Below are 17,397 nucleotides of genomic sequence, written 5' to 3' on the forward strand. Positions count from 1 at the left end.
GTCGTTGCCATTCCCTCCCATTAAGGTGGTCCTCCGTGAGTGAGATCGAGGTTCTGGTCGGCCGGATCGGCAAGCCGCACGGCATCCGTGGTGAAGTGACCATCGACGTGCGCAGTGACGAGCCCGAGCGGCGCTTCGCCGTCGGCAACACCCTGCGGGCGCAGGCGCCGAAGGGCTCGACCCTGGCGCTGCGCGGCGTCACCGTGGTCTCCACCCGCTGGCACCAGGGCGTGCTGCTGGCCCGCTTCGAGGAGGCGGGCGACCGCAACAGTGCCGAGGCGCTGCGCGGCGTCCTGCTGCACGCCACCATCGACGCCGAGGCCACGCCCGAGGACCCGGACGAGTTCTACGACCACCAGCTGATCGGGCTGGCGGTCTTCGACCTGGACGGCGCGCGGATCGGCGAGGTCACCTCGCTGGTGCACGGCGCCCAGGACCTGCTGGCGATCAAGGCGACCGACGGCCGTCCGACGCTGGTGCCGTTCGTGAAGGCGCTGGTGCCCGAGGTCGACGTCGCCGGCAACCGGGTCGTGGTCGCGGACCGCCCGGGCCTGGTCGCGCCGATGGAGGACGAATGAGGATCGACCTGGTCTCGATCTTCCCCGACTACTTCGCGCCCCTGGAGCTGTCGCTGGCCGGCAAGGCCCGCGACAAGGGCCTGATCGACATCGCCGTGCACGACCTGCGCCAGTGGACCCATGACCGGCACAACAGCACCGACGACACCCCCTACGGCGGCGGCGCCGGGATGGTGATGAAGCCCGAGCCGTGGGGCGAGGCCCTCGACCAGCTGCTCGGCGAGCGGAGCACCGTCGTCTTCACCACGCCCAGCGGGCGGCCGCTGACCCAGGCGTTCGCCCGTGAGCTCGCTCAGCGTGAGCACCTGGTCTTCGCCTGCGGTCGCTACGAGGGGATCGACCAGCGGGTCATCGACGACACCGCCGGCCGCGCCGAGGTGCTGGAGATCTCGATCGGCGACTACGTGCTCAACGGCGGCGAGGTGGCCGCGCTCGCCATCGCCGAGGCGACCATCAGGCTGCTGCCCGGATTCATGGGCAACCCCGACTCGCTGGTCGAGGAGTCGCACGAGGACGGCCTGCTGGAGTACCCCGTCTACACCAAGCCCGCGCAGTGGCGCGGCCACGAGGTGCCGCCGGTCCTGCTCTCGGGCAACCACGGCGCGATCGCCACCTGGCGCCACGACCAGGCGGTGCGGCGCACCGCGGAGCGCCGGCCCGATCTGCTGCCGGCCTCGGCGATCGCCGACGACCTGGATCTGGTGCCGGCGGTCCGTGCTGACGCCGCCGAGCTGCTGGTGCTGCAACGCGCCTGCTGGCTGCAGGAGGCGCTGGTCAACGATCGCCTCGACATCCCCGCCCTGCACGAGTCGCTCGACGACGTCGTGTCCTGGCTGGGGGAGTGGCGGACCTGGGTGGCCCGCCTCGACGGTCGCCTGGTGGCGGCGGTGCGCGCCCGGCTCGACGACGACGTCTGGGACATCGGCCGGATCATGGTCGCCGCCGACCTCCAGGGTCGTGGCCTCGGCCGACGACTGCTCGAGTTCGCCGAGTCCGCGGCACCTGCCGAGGCGCGCACGCTCCGGCTCTTCACCGGAGCCTCCAGTGAGCGCAACCTGCGGCTCTACCGCAAGGCCGGCTACCGACGTGCGGGCACGTTGCCGGGCGACGAGGCGACCGTGGTGCTCACCAAGCGCCGGTGATTTAGCCGGGCCCCGTCCGGTATGGCAAACTTCTTCCTCGGTCCAGTCGGTCGACCTTGCCCGGAGCCTTCACCCCGGGAAGCGGCTCGCACACCTGCCACAGGGGGTGCGCGCAGTGCCGACCAGCACGCTCTGGATCATCCGAATCATGCTTCACCGATTCCGCGGCTGACCTGTGGCGCCCGCGAGGAGAGATCATGACCAACGTCATCGACCAGCTCAACTCCGCCATCAAGCGCGACGACGTCCCGGATTTCCGTGCCGGTGACACCATCAAGGTCCACGTCAAGGTCATCGAGGGCTCGCGTTCGCGTGTCCAGGTGTTCCAGGGCGTGGTGATCCGCGTGCACGGTTCCGGCATCGGCCGTACCTTCACCGTGCGCAAGGTCTCCTTCGGTGTCGGCGTCGAGCGCACCTTCCCGCTGCACTCCCCGATCTTCGAGAAGATCGAGGTCGTGACCCGCGGTGACGTGCGTCGCGCGAAGCTGTACTACCTGCGCGACCTGCGCGGCAAGGCAGCCAAGATCAAGGAGCGTCGCGAGGCCTGAGTGCCACGCCGACCAGTCTCTGGTTAGGCTCTGCCGCGTGACTTCAAACGACCGCGACGATCTCCCCGAATCGGACGGGGCCACTGGCCCCGAGTCCGCTCCCGAGGAGGCGTCGCGGTCGTTGCCGTCTCCGGCGCCGAAGGCCAAGCGCAAGGCGCTCCCGGTCTGGCTGGAGTCGATCCTGCTGCTCGTGCTCGCCCTGGTCCTGGCCGTGGTGATCAAGGCCTTCTTCGTCCAGGCCTTCTACATCCCCTCGGAGTCGATGGAGCCGGGGCTGATCAAGAACGACCGGATCCTGGTGCAGAAGGTCTCCTACTGGGGCAGCGGCACGCCGGAGCGCGGCGACGTGGTGGTCTTCAAGGACCCGGACAACTGGCTCTCCTTCACCGAGGAGTCCGGTCCCAGCAACATCTTCTCCAAGGCGCTGACCAAGGTCGGGCTCTACCCGACCGGCGGCCACCTGGTGAAGCGCGTGATCGGCATCCCCGGCGACACCGTCGAGTGCTGCGACAGCGAGGGCCGGCTCTCGATCAACGGTCAGCCGATCGACGAGAGCGAGTACATCGCGCAGAGCGACGGCTGTGCCGCACCGATGGTGCAGTGCAAGCTGCGCCCCACCACGATCCCGGACGGGTACCTGCTGGTGATGGGCGACAACCGCGAGCACAGCGCCGACTCCACCGCGCACATGTGCCGCAACCCCAAGGCCGAGCAGTGCCCGCCGACGCGGGGCCTGGTGCCGATCGAGAACGTCGTCGGCAAGGTGTGGGCGCTGATCTGGCCCGCGAACCGCTTCGACAAGCTCAGCCGCCCCGAGGTCTTCGAGGACGTCCCGGACCCGCAGTGAAGCCGACCCTGAGGTACGAGCGGCGTCTGCTGCGTGAGGGGCGGACCCACCTGGCCTGCCTCGACGAGGTCGGCCGCGGCGCGCTGAGCGGCCCGGTCAGCATCGGTGCCGTCCTGATCAGCCTGGAGACCAGGACCGCGCCCCAGGGCGTGCGCGACAGCAAGCTGCTGACGCCGGCCGCCCGGCTTCGGCTGGTGCCGCGGATCCAGCGTTGGGCGCTCGCCTACGGCGTGGGGCATGCCAGCTCGGCCGAGATCGACGAGTTCGGGATCATGGCGGCGCTGCGCCTGGCCGGGCAGCGGGCGCTGGGCCGGCTGGGCACCCTGCCCGACCTGGTGCTGCTCGACGGCAACCACGACTACCTGACGCCGCCCGAGCAGCTGAGCCTGCTCCCGGAGCCCGGTCTGGAGACGGTGATGCCTCCGGTGGTCACCCAGATCAAGGCCGACATGACGTGTGCCGCCGTCGCGGCGGCCAGCGTGCTGGCGAAGACCGAGCGCGATGCGCTGATGATCGCCCTCGACCGCGAGCATCCCGGCTACGGCTGGAGTGAGAACAAGGGGTACTCGGCTCCGGAGCACATCGCGGCGCTCGCCCAGCTGGGCCCGTCGCCGCAACACCGGGTCTCCTGGCGGTTGCCGGGAGTGGAAGCCGAACGGCCACTAGACTCTGCGCTGACCGCTGCCGTGAAGGAGGCTCTGTGAGCACTGAGGATCTCGAGAAGTACGAAGCCGAGATGGAGCTCAACCTCTATCGCGAGTACCGCGATGTCGTCTCGATCTTCAAGTACGTCGTCGAGACCGACCGGCGGTTCTACCTGTGCAACCAGGTGGATGTGAAGGCGCGCACCGAGCAGGGCGACGTCTTCTTCGAGGTGTCGATGGGCGACGCCTGGGTCTGGGACATGTACCGCCCCGCGCGGTTCGCGAAGAACGTCAAGGTGCTGACGTTCAAGGACGTGAACGTGGAGGAGCTGGCGCCTGCCGACATCGAGCCGCCGAAGGCCTGAAGCACCCCTCGACCCTGGTCTAGACCGACTTTGGTCCTAGTCCTCCGAAACTAGGACAGTCGGGGCTTTCGGAACCTATCCTGACCGCGACGGGCAGGGGTGTCCGTCACTTGTTGACGTGGGGTGGGTGGATGGTTCGCGCGCGCGTTCGCGGTCGGGATGAGGATGGCGCCTCAGCAGTGGAGTTCGCTCTGCTGGTGATCCCGTTGTGTCTGATCCTGTTCGGCATCATCACCTACGCCTACATGTTCAGCGTCCGCCAGGCGCTCACCCAGGCGGCAGCGGAGGGAGCTCGCGCCGCCGCAGTCGCCAAGGAGGACCCGAGCGGCGCCGCGATCAGTGCGGTGAACCGGGCGATGGAGGGCACCGGCGACCTCTCCTGCGGCAGCAACGGGCTGACCTGCACCGCCGCGGTGGCGCCCTGCGGGTCGAGCACGGCTCAGTGCGCGACGGTCACGGTGACCCTCAACTACGACACGTTCGACCCGTTCGACATCCCGCTGATCCCGATGCCGAGCAGCCTCTCGTTCTCCTCCAGCGCGGAGATCAACCCGTGATCGCCGCCAAGCAGCGCGACGAGCGGGGAGCGGTCGCTCCCTTCGTCGCGATCATGGTCGTGATCCTGGTCGGCATGGCCTCCTTCGCCGTCGACCTCGGCTATCAGCGGGTCGCCGCGCGCGACATGCAGGCGGTCGCCGACGTCGTCGCCTTCGACATGGCACGTGGGCTCGACGGGCGCTCGTCGTCGGCCTTGGTCGGCTCCACGTGGGAGGCCCGGCTCTCCGACTCGATCAACCGCAACCGCGACAGCGTGGGCGAGGCGCTCACGGTCACCTCCTGCACCGCCTCGACCACGGCACTGAGCGGGAACCAGATCTGCGCGACCCCCGGTGTCTACGACCGGGTGACGAAGACCTTCACCGACAGCAACGGCGCTCCGGCCACCCACGTCCGGGTGATCACCCGGACCAAGATCGACTACTTCTTCCCGATCTACGCCAACGAGGGCTGGGTGACCAAGACCGCCTATGCCGAGGCGCAGAAGAAGGTCTGCATCCAGCTGGGCTCGTACGCGGCCCGGTTGAAGACCGGCAACTCGCCGCTCCTCGGCCCGCTCCTCGGCTTCCTGGACAGCGACCTCAACCTCGGCGTCGGCGACTACAACGCACTGGCCGCGGTCAACCTCGAGCTGTTGAACCTGGTCGACGTCAACACGGCGGCGGGCACCGTCGGCGAGCTGATCGAGGGCAACCAGCTGCTCGGTCTGGCCGACTTCTACCTGGCCACGGCGACCGCGCTGCAACAGCAGTCGGGCAACACCGCGGCGGTCGGCCTGCTGCAGACGCTGGCGCTGAAGGTGCCGAACATCAAGATCCCGCTCGGCGAGCTGCTCGACGTCGGCACCGGCGGGGCGTCCGGTCTCTCGGCAGCACTGAACCTGCTGGACCTCGTCTCCACCGCGGCCTTCGTCGCCAACGGCGACAACGCGGTCACCATCCCACAGCTCAACGTCAACCTCGGCCCGCTGGCGAAGGTCCAGGCCAAGGCGCACATCACCGAGCCGCTGCGACCTGCCTGCAACGACGGGATCGCCAAGACCTCGCAGGTGGGCGTCTCGCTGGACGCGACCGCGCTCGACTTCTCCTTCGTCCCGCTCGGCGTGCTCGACCCGCTGGGGCTGACCAAGATCGAGACCAAGGTCGCACTGCACGGCGAGATCAACGTGGGTGCGGCCGAGGGCCGGATCACCAACGCCAAGTGCCGCCCCAACAAGTCGGTGACGGTGAAGGTGAGCGACGGCCTGGCCACAGTCAACCTCTCCTTGGAGATCAAGGCGAAGTTCGGCCTGCTGGGCGTGATCGAGGGCCCGATCACCATCACCGGAACCGCGCCGACCAATGGCGAGGTCACCAAGGTGATCATCAACGACGGCGACTACGACGTCGCGCTGCCGGTGGGCAACGGGAACATCGGCCTGCCGGTGCTGCACGTGAACACCAGCCAGCTGAAGGTCCTCAACCTGCCGATCGGTGCCCTGCTCAGCTGGGTGCTCAACCCGATCCTGGACCTGCTGATCAACCCGCTGCTGCAGGGCCTGGACAAGTTCGTGCTCAGCCCGCTGCTGCAGACGCTCGGCCTGCAGGTGAGCGGTGCGGACGTCTTCGTGCTCCGCGAGCCCAACTGCGGGACGCCGGCGCTGCGCGGCTGACCGCTTCTCGTCCACAACCGACTCGGGCGTCGTCGTCTCCCCTGGGGAGACGACGACGCGCCTGCGTCCGGGGATGATCGGTGAGCCTTGATCTCGAAGGAGGTCGAGGCGATGGCGACGACGAAGCAGGCGCTCGGGGCCTACGGCGAGGCCCTGGCGGCACGACATCTGATCCAGGGCGGCATGGTGCTGCTCGATCACAACTGGCGCTGCCCGGCGGGTGAGCTGGATCTGGTCCTGCGCCACGGCGAGGTGCTGGTCTTCTGTGAGGTCAAGACCCGGCGCGGCCTGGGCCAGGGCACCCCGCTGGAGGCGGTGGGCGCCCAGAAGCTCGCACGGCTGCGACGCCTTGCCGCCCAGTGGATCGCCGCACATGGGGTGCACGCGCCGCAGGTACGGATCGACCTGGTCGGCGTGCTCGCACCACGCGGTGCCGCCGCCACCATCGAGCATGTCGCGGGGGTGGGCTGATGCCGGTCGCCACCGCCCGCACGATCGTGTTGCAGGGCACGGTCGGGCATCTGGTCGACGTCCAGATCGACGTCTCGCCCGGCGTGGTCGCCACCAGTCTGGTGGGCCGCGCCGACGCCTCGATCAGTGAGGGCCGCGAGCGGTGCCGCGCGGCGGTCACCAACAGCGGCTTCTCCTGGCCCAACACGCGCCGGCTCACCATCCTGCTCTCGCCCGCGGGGCTGCCCAAGCGCGGCTCACACGTCGATCTCGCGGTCGCCGTCGGCGTGGTCTTCGCCACCGACGAGCGCCTCAAGCGGGTGCCGCTCGACGGTTCGGTGCTGATCGGCGAGCTGAGTCTGGACGGTCTGGTCCGCCCGGTGCCCGGCGTGCTGCCGATGGCGCTGGCGGCTGCGGCGCACGGCCGTCGGCGGATCTTCGTGCCGGAGGCCCAGCTGGCGGAGGCGGTGCTGGTGCCCGGGCTGAGCGTGATCGGGGTCCGCTCGCTGGCACAGACGGTGGCGCTGCTCGCGGGCTGGGAGGTGCCCGATGCGGAGCAGGTCCCGTTGCCGGCCCGCGCCAGCCTGCTGCGCTGGCGGGGCGAGGATCGCCTGGTGCAGCTGGACTTTGCCGATCTGCGCGGGCTGGAGGAGGAGAAGTACGCCGCCGAGGTCGCCGCCGCGGGCGGTCACCATCTTCTGCTGTCCGGGCCGAAGGGGGCCGGCAAGACGTCGCTGGCCGAGCGCATCCCCGGGCTGTTGCCGGATCTCGACGAGGAGGAGGCCCTCGAGCTCACTGCCGTGCTCTCGCTGGGTGACGACCTCGATCCCGCCGGTGGGCTGGTCCGCCGGCCTCCGTTCGCCGCCCCGCACCACAGCGCCAGCAGGACCAGCCTGTTGGGCGGTGGCAGCGGCCGGGTTCGCCCGGGCATGGTGAGCCGTTGCCACGGGGGAGTGGTGGTGCTCGACGAGTTCCCGCTCTTCAGTGCCGACCTGCTCGAGGCGCTGCGACAACCTCTGGAGTCCGGCGAGGTGACCTTGGCCCGGGGTGAGGAGAGCGCGACCTTCCCCGCCCGCTGCCTGTTCGTGCTGGCCTGCAATCCGTGTCCCTGCGGCAACTACACCGCACACCCGGGCCATTCGCGCTGCGACTGCGAGGAGTCCGCGCGGCGGCGCTACCGGCGCAAGCTCTCCGGTCCGCTGATCGACCGCGTCGACATCGTCCGAGAGGTGACGCCGAGCGCGCTCGGCACCAGCCCCGGCTACCGAGCCGCCGAGTCCAGTGCGGTGGTCCGCGAACGCGTGACGGCTGCACGCAGGCGCCAGCGTGAGCGCTACGGCGGGCAGGGCTGGCGGCTCAATGCGGAGGCACCCGGCCCGGCGCTGAGCGCATGCTGGCCACTGGAGCCGGAGGGGCGCACGCTGGTCGATCAGGCCGTCGGGGACGGTCTGCTGACCCAACGTGGTGGCGTCCGGGTGCACCGGCTCGCCTGGACCATCGCCGACCTCGGCGGCGTCGAGCGGCCCGGGGTCGCCGAGGTGGCGCTTGCGCTGGCGCTGCGCACCGGCGCCCCGCTCCCGGCGGCGCACCTGACCGGGGAGCGGCGATGAGCACCGCCCCGGAGGCCGACCGGCTGGCCCGCATCGCGCTCAACCTGATGGCCGAGCCCGGCGATCCGCAGGTCTGTGCGCTGGCGCAGGAATGGGGCGCGGCCGAGTTGCGGCGCCGCCTGCTCGAGCCCGGGAGCGAGGAGCCCGGCGCATTGGACGTGGCCACCCGACTGGCCCAGGCGGATCCTGCCCGCCAGCTGGAGCGGGCCGCACGGCATGGGATCCGCTTCGTGATGCCCGGTGACGCCGAGTGGCCGAGCGGGCTCGATGCCCTTGCGCATGCCGGAGTGCTCAGCGACCGGGGCGGCGTCCCGTTGGGCCTGTGGGTGCGTGGCCCGATCCGGCTCGACGAGCTCACCTCGGCGGTGGCCGTCGTCGGCGCCCGCTCGGCGACCGGGTACGGAAGTACCACCGCGGCGCGGATCGCCGCGGACCTGGGGCGGGCCGGCGTACCGGTCGTCTCGGGAGCGGCGTTCGGCATCGACGAGGCCGCACATCGGGGGGCGCTCTCCGTCGGTGGCGCCACTGTCGCGGTGCTGGCCTGTGGTGTCGACCGGGTCTATCCGGCGGCGCACCGCGACCTGCTCGAGCACCTTGCCGCCCACGGTGCGGTGATCTCGGAGGCGCCGCCGGGGTGGGCGCCGATGCGGGTGCGGTTCCTGGCCCGCAACCGGATCATCGCCGCCCTGGCCCGCGGGACCGTCGTCGTGGAGGCGGCGTCGCGCAGCGGCGCGCTGAACACCGCCCGCTGGTCGAGTCAGCTCAACCGGGAGACGATGGCCGTCCCCGGGTCGGTCACCAGCGCCACCTCCGAGGGGTGCCACCGGCTGATCCGGGACGGCGCCGCGACGCTGGTCACCACGGCCGCCGAGGTGTTGGAGCTGACCGAGCCGATGGGGCGGGTGCACCCGGTCGAGGAGCCGAACCCGAGCGGCCCGCGTGATCGGCTCGGCACCCGGCAGCGCCAGGTCCTGGACGCGGTGCCCGCGGTCCAGCCTGCCGGCACCGAGTCGATCGCCCGGACGGCGGGGATCGGGGTGCGGGAGGTGCACGACGTGCTCACCCAGCTGCTGGCGCTCGGCCTGGTCGAATGTGCCGACGCGCGGTGGCGTCTGAGTCACCGGGCACGCGCACGGCACTAGTGGCCCGTGTCGGAAGCCGTTGGGCGGCGGGCGCGCCACTAGCCTGGGTCCTGTGTCCGATGTCGAGCTCCCGGAGGCCTTCGCCCAGGTGCTGGCCGCCTACGAGCGGCACCTGCTCTCCGAGCGCGACCTCACCTCGCACACCGTGCGGGCCTATCTGGGGGATCTCACCTCGCTGCTGGAGCACGCGCAGCGGCTCGGCGTCGACGACCTGGCAGAGCTGGATCTCACGGTGCTGCGCAGCTGGCTGGCCAAGCAGAAGACCCTGGGCAAGGCGCGGACCACGATGGCGCGGCGAGCGACCGCGGCGCGGGTCTTCACGGCCTGGCTCTGCCGCACCGGGCGGATCCCGAGCGACCCGGGCGCGGCGCTGCTCTCGCCCAAGATGGCGAAGACCCTGCCTCCGGTCCTGCGCGCCGATGAGGCGCGGGCGCTCCTCGAACCGGCGCCCGCGCCCGACGAGCGGGAGGAGTCCGCGCCGGTCGCGCTGCGCGACGACGCGATCCTGGAGCTCCTCTATGCCACCGGCATGCGGGTCGGCGAGCTCTGCGGACTGGATCTGGACGACCTCGACTTCGACCGGCGCGTGGTGCGGGTCTTCGGCAAGGGGCGCAAGGAGCGCACGATCCCGTTCGGCGTGCCCGCGAGCGAAGCGCTGCGGGGCTGGTTGGCCCTGGGCCGGCCCGAGCTGCGTGCCGAGGGCTCGGGCGCTGCGCTCTTCCTGGGGGTGCGTGGTGGCAGGATCGACCAGCGCGCGGTCCGCTCGTTGGTGCACCGCCGAATGCGTGAGGTGCCCGGGGCACCCGACATCGGGCCGCACGGGCTGCGCCACAGCGCGGCGACCCACCTGCTCGAGGGCGGCGCCGACCTACGGTCGGTCCAGGAGGTGCTGGGCCACGCCTCGTTGGCCACCACCCAGCTCTACACCCACATCTCCAGCGAGCGGTTGCGCGCCGCCTATCAGCAGGCCCATCCACGCGCCTGAGAAGGGCAGCAGACGGACCGGCAACGGGCCGATCAGGGCAAGCGGGTCGAGGTAGGTCTCGCCGCGGAGCCAGCCCCAGTGCAGGCAGGCAGCCGGGGCGCAGTGCGAGCCGAGCAGCTCGAGTCGTCCGATGACCGCGCCACCGGCGACGCTGGCCCCGCGCCGCACGGAGGCGGCGACGGGCTCGTAGGTGGTGCGGGTGGCGCCGTGCTCGACCACGACCACGCCCCGACCGGCGATCCGCCCGGCGAAGGTGACCCGGCCGGCCAGCGCGGCACGCACCGGTTGGCTGACGGTGCCGACCAGGTCGACCCCGCGATGGCCACGCTCCCACGGTGCTGCCGGAGCGTCGAAGGCGGCAGACACCGTGGGGCGCGGGAGCAGGGGCCAGACCCCTGCGCCGTGACTGCTCGGCTCGTCGGCCGCCGTCGGCCCGCCCGCGATCGCGAGCCACCCGCCTCCGAGGAGGAGAAGCAGGCAGCCCAGCCGACGGACGACGGGCCCGAGTGAGCCGTGGGGAGCAGCAGTCATGGCGTCGATCCTCGGGGAGCGCGGGCGCTGGGGCGATCGCTGCGCTGCCGGCTGGGGAGGCCCATGGGGGAGCGGCGACTGTGGAGGGTGAACGGCTCCCGCCTCGATTCGCACCAGCGGGGGTCGCGGCATAGACTGATCGCTGGCAACCCACCCGTGGGTTGACTTCGCACGTCTGCTGACCGCGGCGGGGTTCCCTGGAATCTCGAACCACCGCGGGCGTCGGGCCTCAGTTCCAGGTCGAGATGGCCGGGATCGGCTCGCGCGCGGGCGTCAGGGCGATCGACACCCGTCGAGCGCAGCAACTGAAAACACCCAGCCGCCGTCGAACCCGGCCACCTCCCGTCAACGGGCCAAGGTGTGCCACAGGGGTGAGCCGGTGGCGACAACCAGGAAGAAGATCGACATGGCAGTCGTGACCATGCGCCAGCTCCTCGAGAGCGGCGTCCACTTCGGACACCAGACCCGTCGCTGGAACCCGAAGATGAAGCGCTTCATCATGACCGAGCGCAACGGCATCTACATCATCGACCTCCAGCAGTCGCTGTCCTACATCGACCGCAGCTACGCCTTCATCAAGGAGACCGTGGCCAAGGGCGGCACGATCATGTTCGTGGGCACCAAGAAGCAGGCCCAGGAGGCCATCGCCGAGCAGGCGACCCGCGTCGGCATGCCCTACGTGAACCAGCGTTGGCTGGGCGGCATGCTCACCAACTTCCAGACGATGAACCAGCGCATCGCGCGTCTCAAGGAGCTCGACGAGGTCGACTTCGACACCGTTGCCGGCTCGGGCCGCACCAAGAAGGAACTGCTTCACATGAAGCGCGAGCACATCAAGCTCGACCGCACCCTTGGTGGCATCCGTGGCATGAACCGCACCCCGTCGGCCGTGTGGATCGTCGACACCAACAAGGAGCACCTCGCCGTTGAGGAGGCCCGCAAGCTGCGGATCCCGATCATCGCGATCCTGGACTCCAACTGCGACCCGGACGTCGTCGACTTCCCGATCCCGGGCAACGACGACGCCATCCGCGCCGTCGGCCTGCTGACCCGCGTGGTCGCGGACGCCGTCGCCGAGGGTCTGATCGCCCGCAGCGGTGCCAAGAACGACGCCCCGGCCGAGCCGCTGGCCGAGTGGGAGCGCGAGCTGCTCGAGGGCAACGCTGCTGAGGCTCCGGCCGAGGCCGCTGCTGAGGCTCCGGCTGCTGAGGCGCCGGCTGAGGCCGCTGCTGAGGCTCCGGCCGAGCAGGCCTGACCGCTCACCGACCACTCCTGTCTAGGAAGAAGAAATATGTCTAACTTCTCCGCTGCCGACGTCAAGAAGCTCCGTGAGCTGACCCAGGCCGGCATGATGGACTGCAAGAAGGCGCTGACCGAGACGGACGGCGACTTCGACAAGGCCGTCGAGCTGCTCCGCGTCAAGGGCGCGGCCAAGGCCGCCTCCCGTGCCGCTGAGCGCGAGACCTCCGCCGGTCTGGTCGTCACCGCTGGTGGCGCGCTGGTCGAGATCAAGTCCGAGACCGACTTCGTGGCCAAGAACGAGTCCTTCATCGAGGCCGCTCAGAAGATCGCCGAGGCGGTCAACGCGGGCAAGGCCACCGACACCGAGGCCGCCAAGGCGCTCCCGCTCGACGGCAAGACCGTCGGCGAGGTCGTCGAGGGCCTGGCCATCACCATCGGTGAGAAGATCGAGCTCGGTCAGGTCGCCTACTTCGACGGCAACACCACCACCTACATGCACAAGCGTGCGGCCGACCTGCCGCCCGCCGTCGGCGTGCTGGTGGAGTTCGAGGGCAACGAGGAGGCCGCTCGCGCCGCTGCGATGCAGGTCGCCGCGATGAAGGCGCAGTACCTCACCCGCGACGAGGTCCCCGCCGACGTCGTCGCCGCCGAGCGCGCCGTCCTCGAGAAGAAGACCCTCGAGGAGGGCAAGCCCGAGGCTGCCGTCACCAAGATCGTGGAGGGCCGCATCGGTGGCTTCTTCCGCGAGATCGTCCTGCTCGAGCAGGACTCCGTGACCGAGAGCAAGAAGTCGGTCGGCAAGGTCCTCGAGGAGGCCGGCACCACCATCAAGCGCTTCGCGCGCTTCGAGGTTGGCGCCTGAGCCATCCTGTGACGGGGATCCCGTAACAGCTCTGCGAGGGCCGGTACGACTCATGTCGTGCCGGCCCTTGCGTGTAAGTTCAACCCTGGCAAACAGCAGGTGTGGTAGGTATCGAAGGGACATGCATGACGTCGTACAAGCGAGTGCTGCTCAAGCTCTCCGGCGAGGTTTTCGGCGGCGGCAAGGTCGGGGTCGACCCCGACGTGGTGCAGAAGGTGGCCCGCGAGATCGCGGCCGTCGCTGACGCAGGTGTCCAGATCGCCGTGGTCACCGGGGGCGGCAACTTCTTCCGTGGGGCCGAGCTCCAGCAGCGCGGCATGGACCGCGTCCGCGCCGACTACATGGGCATGCTCGGCATCGTGATGAACTGCCTGGCGCTGCAGGACTTCCTCGAGAAGCTCGGGGTCGAGACCCGGGTGCAGACCGCGATCACCATGGGCCAGGTGGCCGAGTCCTACATCCCGCGCCGGGCCATCCGGCACATGGAGAAGGGCCGCGTGGTGATCTTCGGGGCCGGCATGGGCATGCCGTTCTTCTCCACCGACACGGTCGCCGTCCAGCGCGCGCTGGAGAGCAAGTGCGACGTCGTCCTGGTCGCCAAGAGCGGCGTCGACGGCGTCTACACCGCGGACCCGCACCTCGACCCGACGGCGGTCAAGCTCGACCACGTCACCTACGAGGACGCGATCGCCCAGGGCCTGCGGATCATGGACCAGACCGCCTTCGCGCTCTGCGGCGAGAACAAGCTGCCGATGATCGTCTTCGGCATGGAGCCCGAGGGCAACATCCTGCGGGTCGTGCAGGGTGAGAAGATTGGCACGCTCGTCAGCGCTGAGAGCTGAGCTCGGCGCCCGCACCATCGCAACAGACCACCAACGGCTCGCTACGGGCCACTCGAGGAGAAACCGTGATCAACCAGGTTCTGGCTGAGGCCGACGACAAGATGGGCAAGTCGGTCGAGGCTACCCGCGAGGAGTTCGCGGCGATCCGTGCCGGTCGCGCGCACCCGAGCATGTTCAACAAGATCACTGCCGAGTACTACGGCTCGCAGACGCCGTTGAACCAGCTCGCCTCCTTCTCCTCGCCGGAGCCGCGGGTGATCATCATCGCCCCGTTCGACGTCAGCTCGGTGCCTGCCATCGAGCGGGCGATCCGCGACAGCGACCTGGGCGTGAACCCGGCCAACGACGGCAAGGTGCTGCGCTGCGTCTTCCCCGAGCTCACCGAGGAGCGCCGCAAGGAGTTCATCAAGGTGGCCAAGGGCAAGGCCGAGGACGGCCGGATCTCGGTGCGCAACGTGCGCCGCACCGCGAAGCAGAACCTCGAGAAGCTCGAGAAGGACGGCGAGGTCGGCAAGGACGACGTCACCGGTGCCGAGAAGCGGCTCGACGCGACCACGAAGAAGCACACCGACGCCATCGACGAGATGCTCAAGAACAAGGAAGCCGAGCTGCTGGAGGTCTGAGCGACCTCCTCACTCGACTGCGATGACGACCTCGTCCGCCATGCCGCCGGCCGCGCCCAAGAAGGACCACGGGCGCGCCGGCCGCAACCTTCCGGCCGCCATCGGCTCGGCCGTCGTGCTGCTCTCGGCGATCGCCGCCTCGCTGTGGTTCTACAAGACCGCCTTCATGGTGATCGTCGCCGTGGCAGTGGTCGTGGCGCTGTGGGAGCTCGGCCGTGGCCTGGCCGCCAAGGGCATCGACCTCCCCGAGCAGCCGCTGATGGTGGGCGGCGTGGTGATGGTCGTGGTCGCCTACTTCTGGGGCGCCCCCGCCCTGGTCACCGCGACCGCGGTCACCGCTCTCGTGGTGATGCTGTGGCTGTTGCGCCGCGGCGTCGACGGCTACGTGAAGAACGCCTCAGCCTCGGTCTTCACGCTCATCTACGTGCCCTTCCTCGGCTCGTTCGTCGCGCTGCTGCTGGCCGAGGGCGGTGCCACCGACTTCGACCGCTGGGACGACGGCGTCAAGGGCATCGTGGTCTTCATCCTGGTCACCATCGCCTCCGACATCGGTGGCTATGTGGCCGGCGTGCTCTTCGGCAAGCACCCGATGGCTCCGGTCATCTCGCCGAAGAAGTCCTGGGAGGGCTTCGCCGGATCGGCTCTCTTCTGCGTGCTCGCCGGGTGGGCCCTGGTGGTCTACCTGCTCGACGGCGACTGGTGGGTCGGCGTCCTGCTGGGCCTGATCGCCGTGGTGATGGCGACCCTCGGCGACCTCTGCGAGTCGGTCATGAAGCGTGACCTCGGCATCAAGGACATGAGCCAGATCATCCCGGGCCACGGCGGCCTGATGGACCGTCTGGACTCCCTCCTCGCCACCATCGCCCCGATCTGGCTGCTGCTGCACTACCTCGTCTTCTAGCCCCCACCATTCCCGGATCGTCCCTAACGTTTTGGTTGCTGAAACACAGGTTCAGCAACCAAAACGTTAGGGACGATCGGGCCTAGGTGGCAAGGAGGGCGATCTTCGCGGCCAGGGTCTCGCGTTCGCGGGGGCTGGGGCAGAGGGTGTAGGCCTCCTCGAAGGCGGCGACCGCCTCCGGGGTGCGATCCAGGCGCCGCAGCAGCTCGCCGCGGACGCTGGGCAGCAGGTGGCTGCCGCGCAGCCGGCCTTCGGCAGCGAGTGCATCGACCAGTTCCAACGCTGCCGCGGGGCCGGTCGCCATGGAGAGCGCGACGGCACGGTTCAAGGTGACGATCGGGGACGGCGCGATCCGCTCCAGCGCCTCGTAGAGCGTCACGATGGTGCTCCAGTCGGTGGTCGCGACCGAGGTGGCGCGGGCATGGCAGTCCGCGATGGCCGCCTGCAGTCCGTACGGGCCGAGGCCACGGCCGGTGCGTCCGGCCTGCTCGAGCGCGGCCCGGCCGCGCCGGATCGCCCCGGTGTCCCAACGGCGCCGGTCCTGGTCCTCCAGGAGGATCGGCGCACCCTGCGCGCTGACCCGGGCACCGAACCGGGCCGCGGTGAGCTCGGTCAGTGCGAGCAGGCCCAGCGGCTCGGACTCGTCGGGCACCAACCGCGCCACGATCCGGGCCAGCCTGATCGCCTCGGCGGCGAGGTCGAAGCGGATCGCTGCCTCGCCACTGGTCGCCGTCGAGCCCTCGGTGAAGAGCAGATAGATCACGCTCAGCACCTGGCGGAGCCGGTCGCGCCGCTCGTGTGCGTCGGGCAGCGCGAACGGGACCCGGGCCGCGGCCAGGGTCCTCTTGGCCCGGGTGATCCGGGCCTGCACGGTCGCCGTCGGGACCAGGAACGCGCGGGCGATCTCGTCGCTGGTCAGGCCGCCGACCGTGCGCAGGGTCAGCGCCACCTGCGCCTCGGGGGAGAGCATCGGGTGGCAGGCGATGAAGACCAGCCGCAACAGGTCGTCCTCGACCTGGTCGGGGTCGATCGCCAGGTCGCTGTCCTCGTTCGCGCGCTGCTCGATCGCCACCTCGGCCGCGAGCGTGCGGTAGCGATCGTCGCGCAAGGCCCGGCGGCGGAACCCGTCCACCGCCCGTCGGCGTCCTACGGTCAACAGCCAACCGGCCGGGTTCTGCGGGACGCCGTCGCGCGGCCAGGTGACCAGCGCCTGGGCGAACGCCTCCTGCGCGAGATCCTCGGCCAGCGTGAAGTCCTGGGTGAAGCGCGCCAGCGCGCCGACGATCCGGGCGGACTCGATCCGCCACACGGCTTCGACGGCGCGCCGGCTCTCGGTCGCTCCGCTCACAGCTGGCCCACGGACTCCCGCCAGGCGCGCTCCTTCTGGATCCACACGTTGTCCTGGGGGAACTCGTCGATCGTGGTCACCCGGCGGATCTCGGTCTTCATCCCGGGCGCGGCACCCGGCATCCGCTTGGCCCACGCGACCGCCTCCTCGATGGAGGCGACCTGGAGCACGTAGAAGCCGCCGAAGAGCTCCTTCGTCTCGCCGTAGGGGCCGTCGGTCACCAGCGGCGGCTGGCTGGAGTAGTCGACGACGACGCCCGCCGCAGGGTCCGGGTCCAGTCCCTCGGCGGCGAGCAGCACCCCGGCCTCGATCAGCTCGTCGTTGAAGCGGCCCATGGTCTCCAGCATCTCGTCCATGTCGAACTCGGCGCCCGCGAAGGCCTCCTGGGCCTCGTCGCTCATCCGCCAGATCAGCATGTACTTCATGGTTGACTCCTCGATTCGGTGGGTCCGCCCTCGGACCCGCTCACCCATCAGTCGAACGGCACGGGCCAGGATCGACACGGCGCAGAGAAATTCTTGAGAAGTG

Annotated in this window: 20 protein-coding genes; 17 read left to right on the top strand and 3 right to left on the bottom strand. The window is 70.1% G+C overall.

Annotated elements, in window-relative coordinates; genetic code table 11:
* Positions 1 to 35 precede the first annotated feature (35 nt).
* The 12 genes from rimM (at position 36) to ABD151_RS04485 (ending at position 10,520) form a co-directional block, all read left to right on the top strand.
* Positions 36 to 578: a ribosome maturation factor RimM gene (gene rimM / locus ABD151_RS04430; protein WP_343991739.1), complete on the top strand. Its 543-nt coding sequence runs from the start codon at positions 36 to 38 to the stop codon at positions 576 to 578.
* Entirely contained in the window at positions 575 to 1,720 is a 1,146-nt protein-coding gene (gene trmD / locus ABD151_RS04435; protein WP_343991740.1) for a tRNA (guanosine(37)-N1)-methyltransferase TrmD, read from the top strand. Before rimM ends, trmD begins: the two co-directional genes overlap by 4 nt.
* Positions 1,721 to 1,917: 197 nt before the next feature.
* Positions 1,918 to 2,268 (top strand): 50S ribosomal protein L19, encoded by a 351-nt coding sequence (gene rplS / locus ABD151_RS04440; RefSeq protein ID WP_343991742.1) that lies wholly within the window; start codon positions 1,918 to 1,920, stop codon positions 2,266 to 2,268.
* A 37-nt stretch (positions 2,269 to 2,305) separates the two neighbouring features.
* Entirely contained in the window at positions 2,306 to 3,115 is an 810-nt protein-coding gene (lepB, locus tag ABD151_RS04445) for a signal peptidase I (protein WP_343991743.1), read from the top strand.
* Positions 3,112 to 3,819 carry a ribonuclease HII gene (locus ABD151_RS04450; RefSeq protein WP_343991744.1) on the top strand — a complete coding sequence of 236 codons (708 nt, stop codon included), beginning with the start codon at positions 3,112 to 3,114 and terminating at the stop codon, positions 3,817 to 3,819. Before lepB ends, ABD151_RS04450 begins: the two co-directional genes overlap by 4 nt.
* On the top strand, positions 3,816 to 4,124 hold the full coding sequence (locus tag ABD151_RS04455; RefSeq protein WP_343991745.1) for a DUF2469 domain-containing protein: 309 nt from the start codon (positions 3,816 to 3,818) through the stop codon (positions 4,122 to 4,124). The genes ABD151_RS04450 and ABD151_RS04455 overlap by 4 nt, the downstream gene beginning before the upstream one ends.
* A gap of 179 nt (positions 4,125 to 4,303) precedes the next feature.
* On the top strand, positions 4,304 to 4,681 hold the full coding sequence (locus ABD151_RS04460; RefSeq protein WP_343991746.1) for a TadE family protein: 378 nt from the start codon (positions 4,304 to 4,306) through the stop codon (positions 4,679 to 4,681).
* Positions 4,678 to 6,333 carry a pilus assembly protein TadG-related protein gene (locus ABD151_RS04465; RefSeq protein ID WP_343991747.1) on the top strand — a complete coding sequence of 552 codons (1,656 nt, stop codon included), beginning with the start codon at positions 4,678 to 4,680 and terminating at the stop codon, positions 6,331 to 6,333. Before ABD151_RS04460 ends, ABD151_RS04465 begins: the two co-directional genes overlap by 4 nt.
* Positions 6,334 to 6,444: 111 nt before the next feature.
* On the top strand, positions 6,445 to 6,804 hold the full coding sequence (locus ABD151_RS04470; RefSeq protein WP_343991749.1) for a YraN family protein: 360 nt from the start codon (positions 6,445 to 6,447) through the stop codon (positions 6,802 to 6,804).
* Entirely contained in the window at positions 6,804 to 8,393 is a 1,590-nt protein-coding gene (locus ABD151_RS04475; protein ID WP_343991751.1) for a YifB family Mg chelatase-like AAA ATPase, read from the top strand. The genes ABD151_RS04470 and ABD151_RS04475 overlap by 1 nt, the downstream gene beginning before the upstream one ends.
* The gene (gene dprA, locus ABD151_RS04480) at positions 8,390 to 9,535 is read left to right on the top strand and encodes a DNA-processing protein DprA (RefSeq protein WP_343991753.1); all 1,146 of its coding nucleotides are present in this window, start codon (positions 8,390 to 8,392) and stop codon (positions 9,533 to 9,535) included. The genes ABD151_RS04475 and dprA overlap by 4 nt, the downstream gene beginning before the upstream one ends.
* 43 nt (positions 9,536 to 9,578) lie before the next feature.
* Positions 9,579 to 10,520, top strand: a complete 942-nt coding sequence (locus ABD151_RS04485; protein WP_415629955.1) for a tyrosine recombinase XerC — start codon at positions 9,579 to 9,581, stop codon at positions 10,518 to 10,520.
* On the opposite strand, the gene ABD151_RS04490 is transcribed toward ABD151_RS04485, so the two are convergent.
* Positions 10,404 to 11,051, bottom strand: coding sequence for a M23 family metallopeptidase (locus ABD151_RS04490; protein ID WP_343991757.1), 648 nt, complete (start codon positions 11,049 to 11,051; stop codon positions 10,404 to 10,406). The two genes, ABD151_RS04485 and ABD151_RS04490, sit on opposite strands and share 117 nt — an antisense overlap.
* A gap of 406 nt (positions 11,052 to 11,457) precedes the next feature.
* On the opposite strand from ABD151_RS04490, the gene rpsB reads away from it, so the two are divergent.
* From rpsB to ABD151_RS04515, 5 genes are all read left to right on the top strand, one after another.
* The gene (gene rpsB, locus ABD151_RS04495) at positions 11,458 to 12,306 is read left to right on the top strand and encodes a 30S ribosomal protein S2 (protein WP_343991759.1); all 849 of its coding nucleotides are present in this window, start codon (positions 11,458 to 11,460) and stop codon (positions 12,304 to 12,306) included.
* Positions 12,307 to 12,342: 36 nt separating this feature from the next.
* On the top strand, positions 12,343 to 13,155 hold the full coding sequence (tsf, locus tag ABD151_RS04500) for a translation elongation factor Ts (protein ID WP_343991761.1): 813 nt from the start codon (positions 12,343 to 12,345) through the stop codon (positions 13,153 to 13,155).
* Positions 13,156 to 13,280: 125 nt separating this feature from the next.
* Positions 13,281 to 13,997, top strand: a complete 717-nt coding sequence (gene pyrH, locus ABD151_RS04505; RefSeq protein ID WP_343991763.1) for a UMP kinase — start codon at positions 13,281 to 13,283, stop codon at positions 13,995 to 13,997.
* Between the two features lie 68 nt (positions 13,998 to 14,065).
* Positions 14,066 to 14,620: a ribosome recycling factor gene (gene frr / locus ABD151_RS04510; protein ID WP_343992376.1), complete on the top strand. Its 555-nt coding sequence runs from the start codon at positions 14,066 to 14,068 to the stop codon at positions 14,618 to 14,620.
* Positions 14,621 to 14,642: 22 nt separating this feature from the next.
* Positions 14,643 to 15,521, top strand: coding sequence for a phosphatidate cytidylyltransferase (locus ABD151_RS04515; protein WP_343991765.1), 879 nt, complete (start codon positions 14,643 to 14,645; stop codon positions 15,519 to 15,521).
* An 82-nt stretch (positions 15,522 to 15,603) separates the two neighbouring features.
* Here the strand turns inward: ABD151_RS04515 and ABD151_RS04520 are convergent, their stop codons facing one another.
* Together ABD151_RS04520 and ABD151_RS04525 are read right to left on the bottom strand one after the other, a co-directional pair.
* Positions 15,604 to 16,869, bottom strand: coding sequence for an RNA polymerase sigma factor (locus ABD151_RS04520; protein ID WP_343991767.1), 1,266 nt, complete (start codon positions 16,867 to 16,869; stop codon positions 15,604 to 15,606).
* Positions 16,866 to 17,294, bottom strand: a complete 429-nt coding sequence (locus ABD151_RS04525) for a YciI family protein (protein ID WP_343991768.1) — start codon at positions 17,292 to 17,294, stop codon at positions 16,866 to 16,868. Before ABD151_RS04525 ends, ABD151_RS04520 begins: the two co-directional genes overlap by 4 nt.
* Between the last annotated feature and the right edge of the window lie 103 nt (positions 17,295 to 17,397).

The sequence above is a fragment of the Nocardioides dubius genome (assembly GCF_039528155.1).
Lineage (GTDB): Bacteria > Actinomycetota > Actinomycetes > Propionibacteriales > Nocardioidaceae > Nocardioides > Nocardioides dubius.

What these genes read in the sequence shown, in the direction of transcription:
- ABD151_RS04475 (WP_343991751.1), top strand. Translation starts at nt 6,804, where the DNA reads ATGCCGGTCGCCACCGCCCGCACGATCGTGTTGCAGGGCACGGTCGGG.
- ABD151_RS04490 (WP_343991757.1), bottom strand. Translation starts at nt 11,051, where the DNA reads ATGACTGCTGCTCCCCACGGCTCACTCGGGCCCGTCGTCCGTCGGCTG.
- ABD151_RS04470 (WP_343991749.1), top strand. Translation starts at nt 6,445, where the DNA reads ATGGCGACGACGAAGCAGGCGCTCGGGGCCTACGGCGAGGCCCTGGCG.
- dprA (WP_343991753.1), top strand. Translation starts at nt 8,390, where the DNA reads ATGAGCACCGCCCCGGAGGCCGACCGGCTGGCCCGCATCGCGCTCAAC.
- tsf (WP_343991761.1), top strand. Translation starts at nt 12,343, where the DNA reads ATGTCTAACTTCTCCGCTGCCGACGTCAAGAAGCTCCGTGAGCTGACC.
- ABD151_RS04515 (WP_343991765.1), top strand. Translation starts at nt 14,643, where the DNA reads ATGACGACCTCGTCCGCCATGCCGCCGGCCGCGCCCAAGAAGGACCAC.
- trmD (WP_343991740.1), top strand. Translation starts at nt 575, where the DNA reads ATGAGGATCGACCTGGTCTCGATCTTCCCCGACTACTTCGCGCCCCTG.
- rplS (WP_343991742.1), top strand. Translation starts at nt 1,918, where the DNA reads ATGACCAACGTCATCGACCAGCTCAACTCCGCCATCAAGCGCGACGAC.
- rpsB (WP_343991759.1), top strand. Translation starts at nt 11,458, where the DNA reads ATGGCAGTCGTGACCATGCGCCAGCTCCTCGAGAGCGGCGTCCACTTC.
- ABD151_RS04525 (WP_343991768.1), bottom strand. Translation starts at nt 17,294, where the DNA reads ATGAAGTACATGCTGATCTGGCGGATGAGCGACGAGGCCCAGGAGGCC.
- pyrH (WP_343991763.1), top strand. Translation starts at nt 13,281, where the DNA reads ATGACGTCGTACAAGCGAGTGCTGCTCAAGCTCTCCGGCGAGGTTTTC.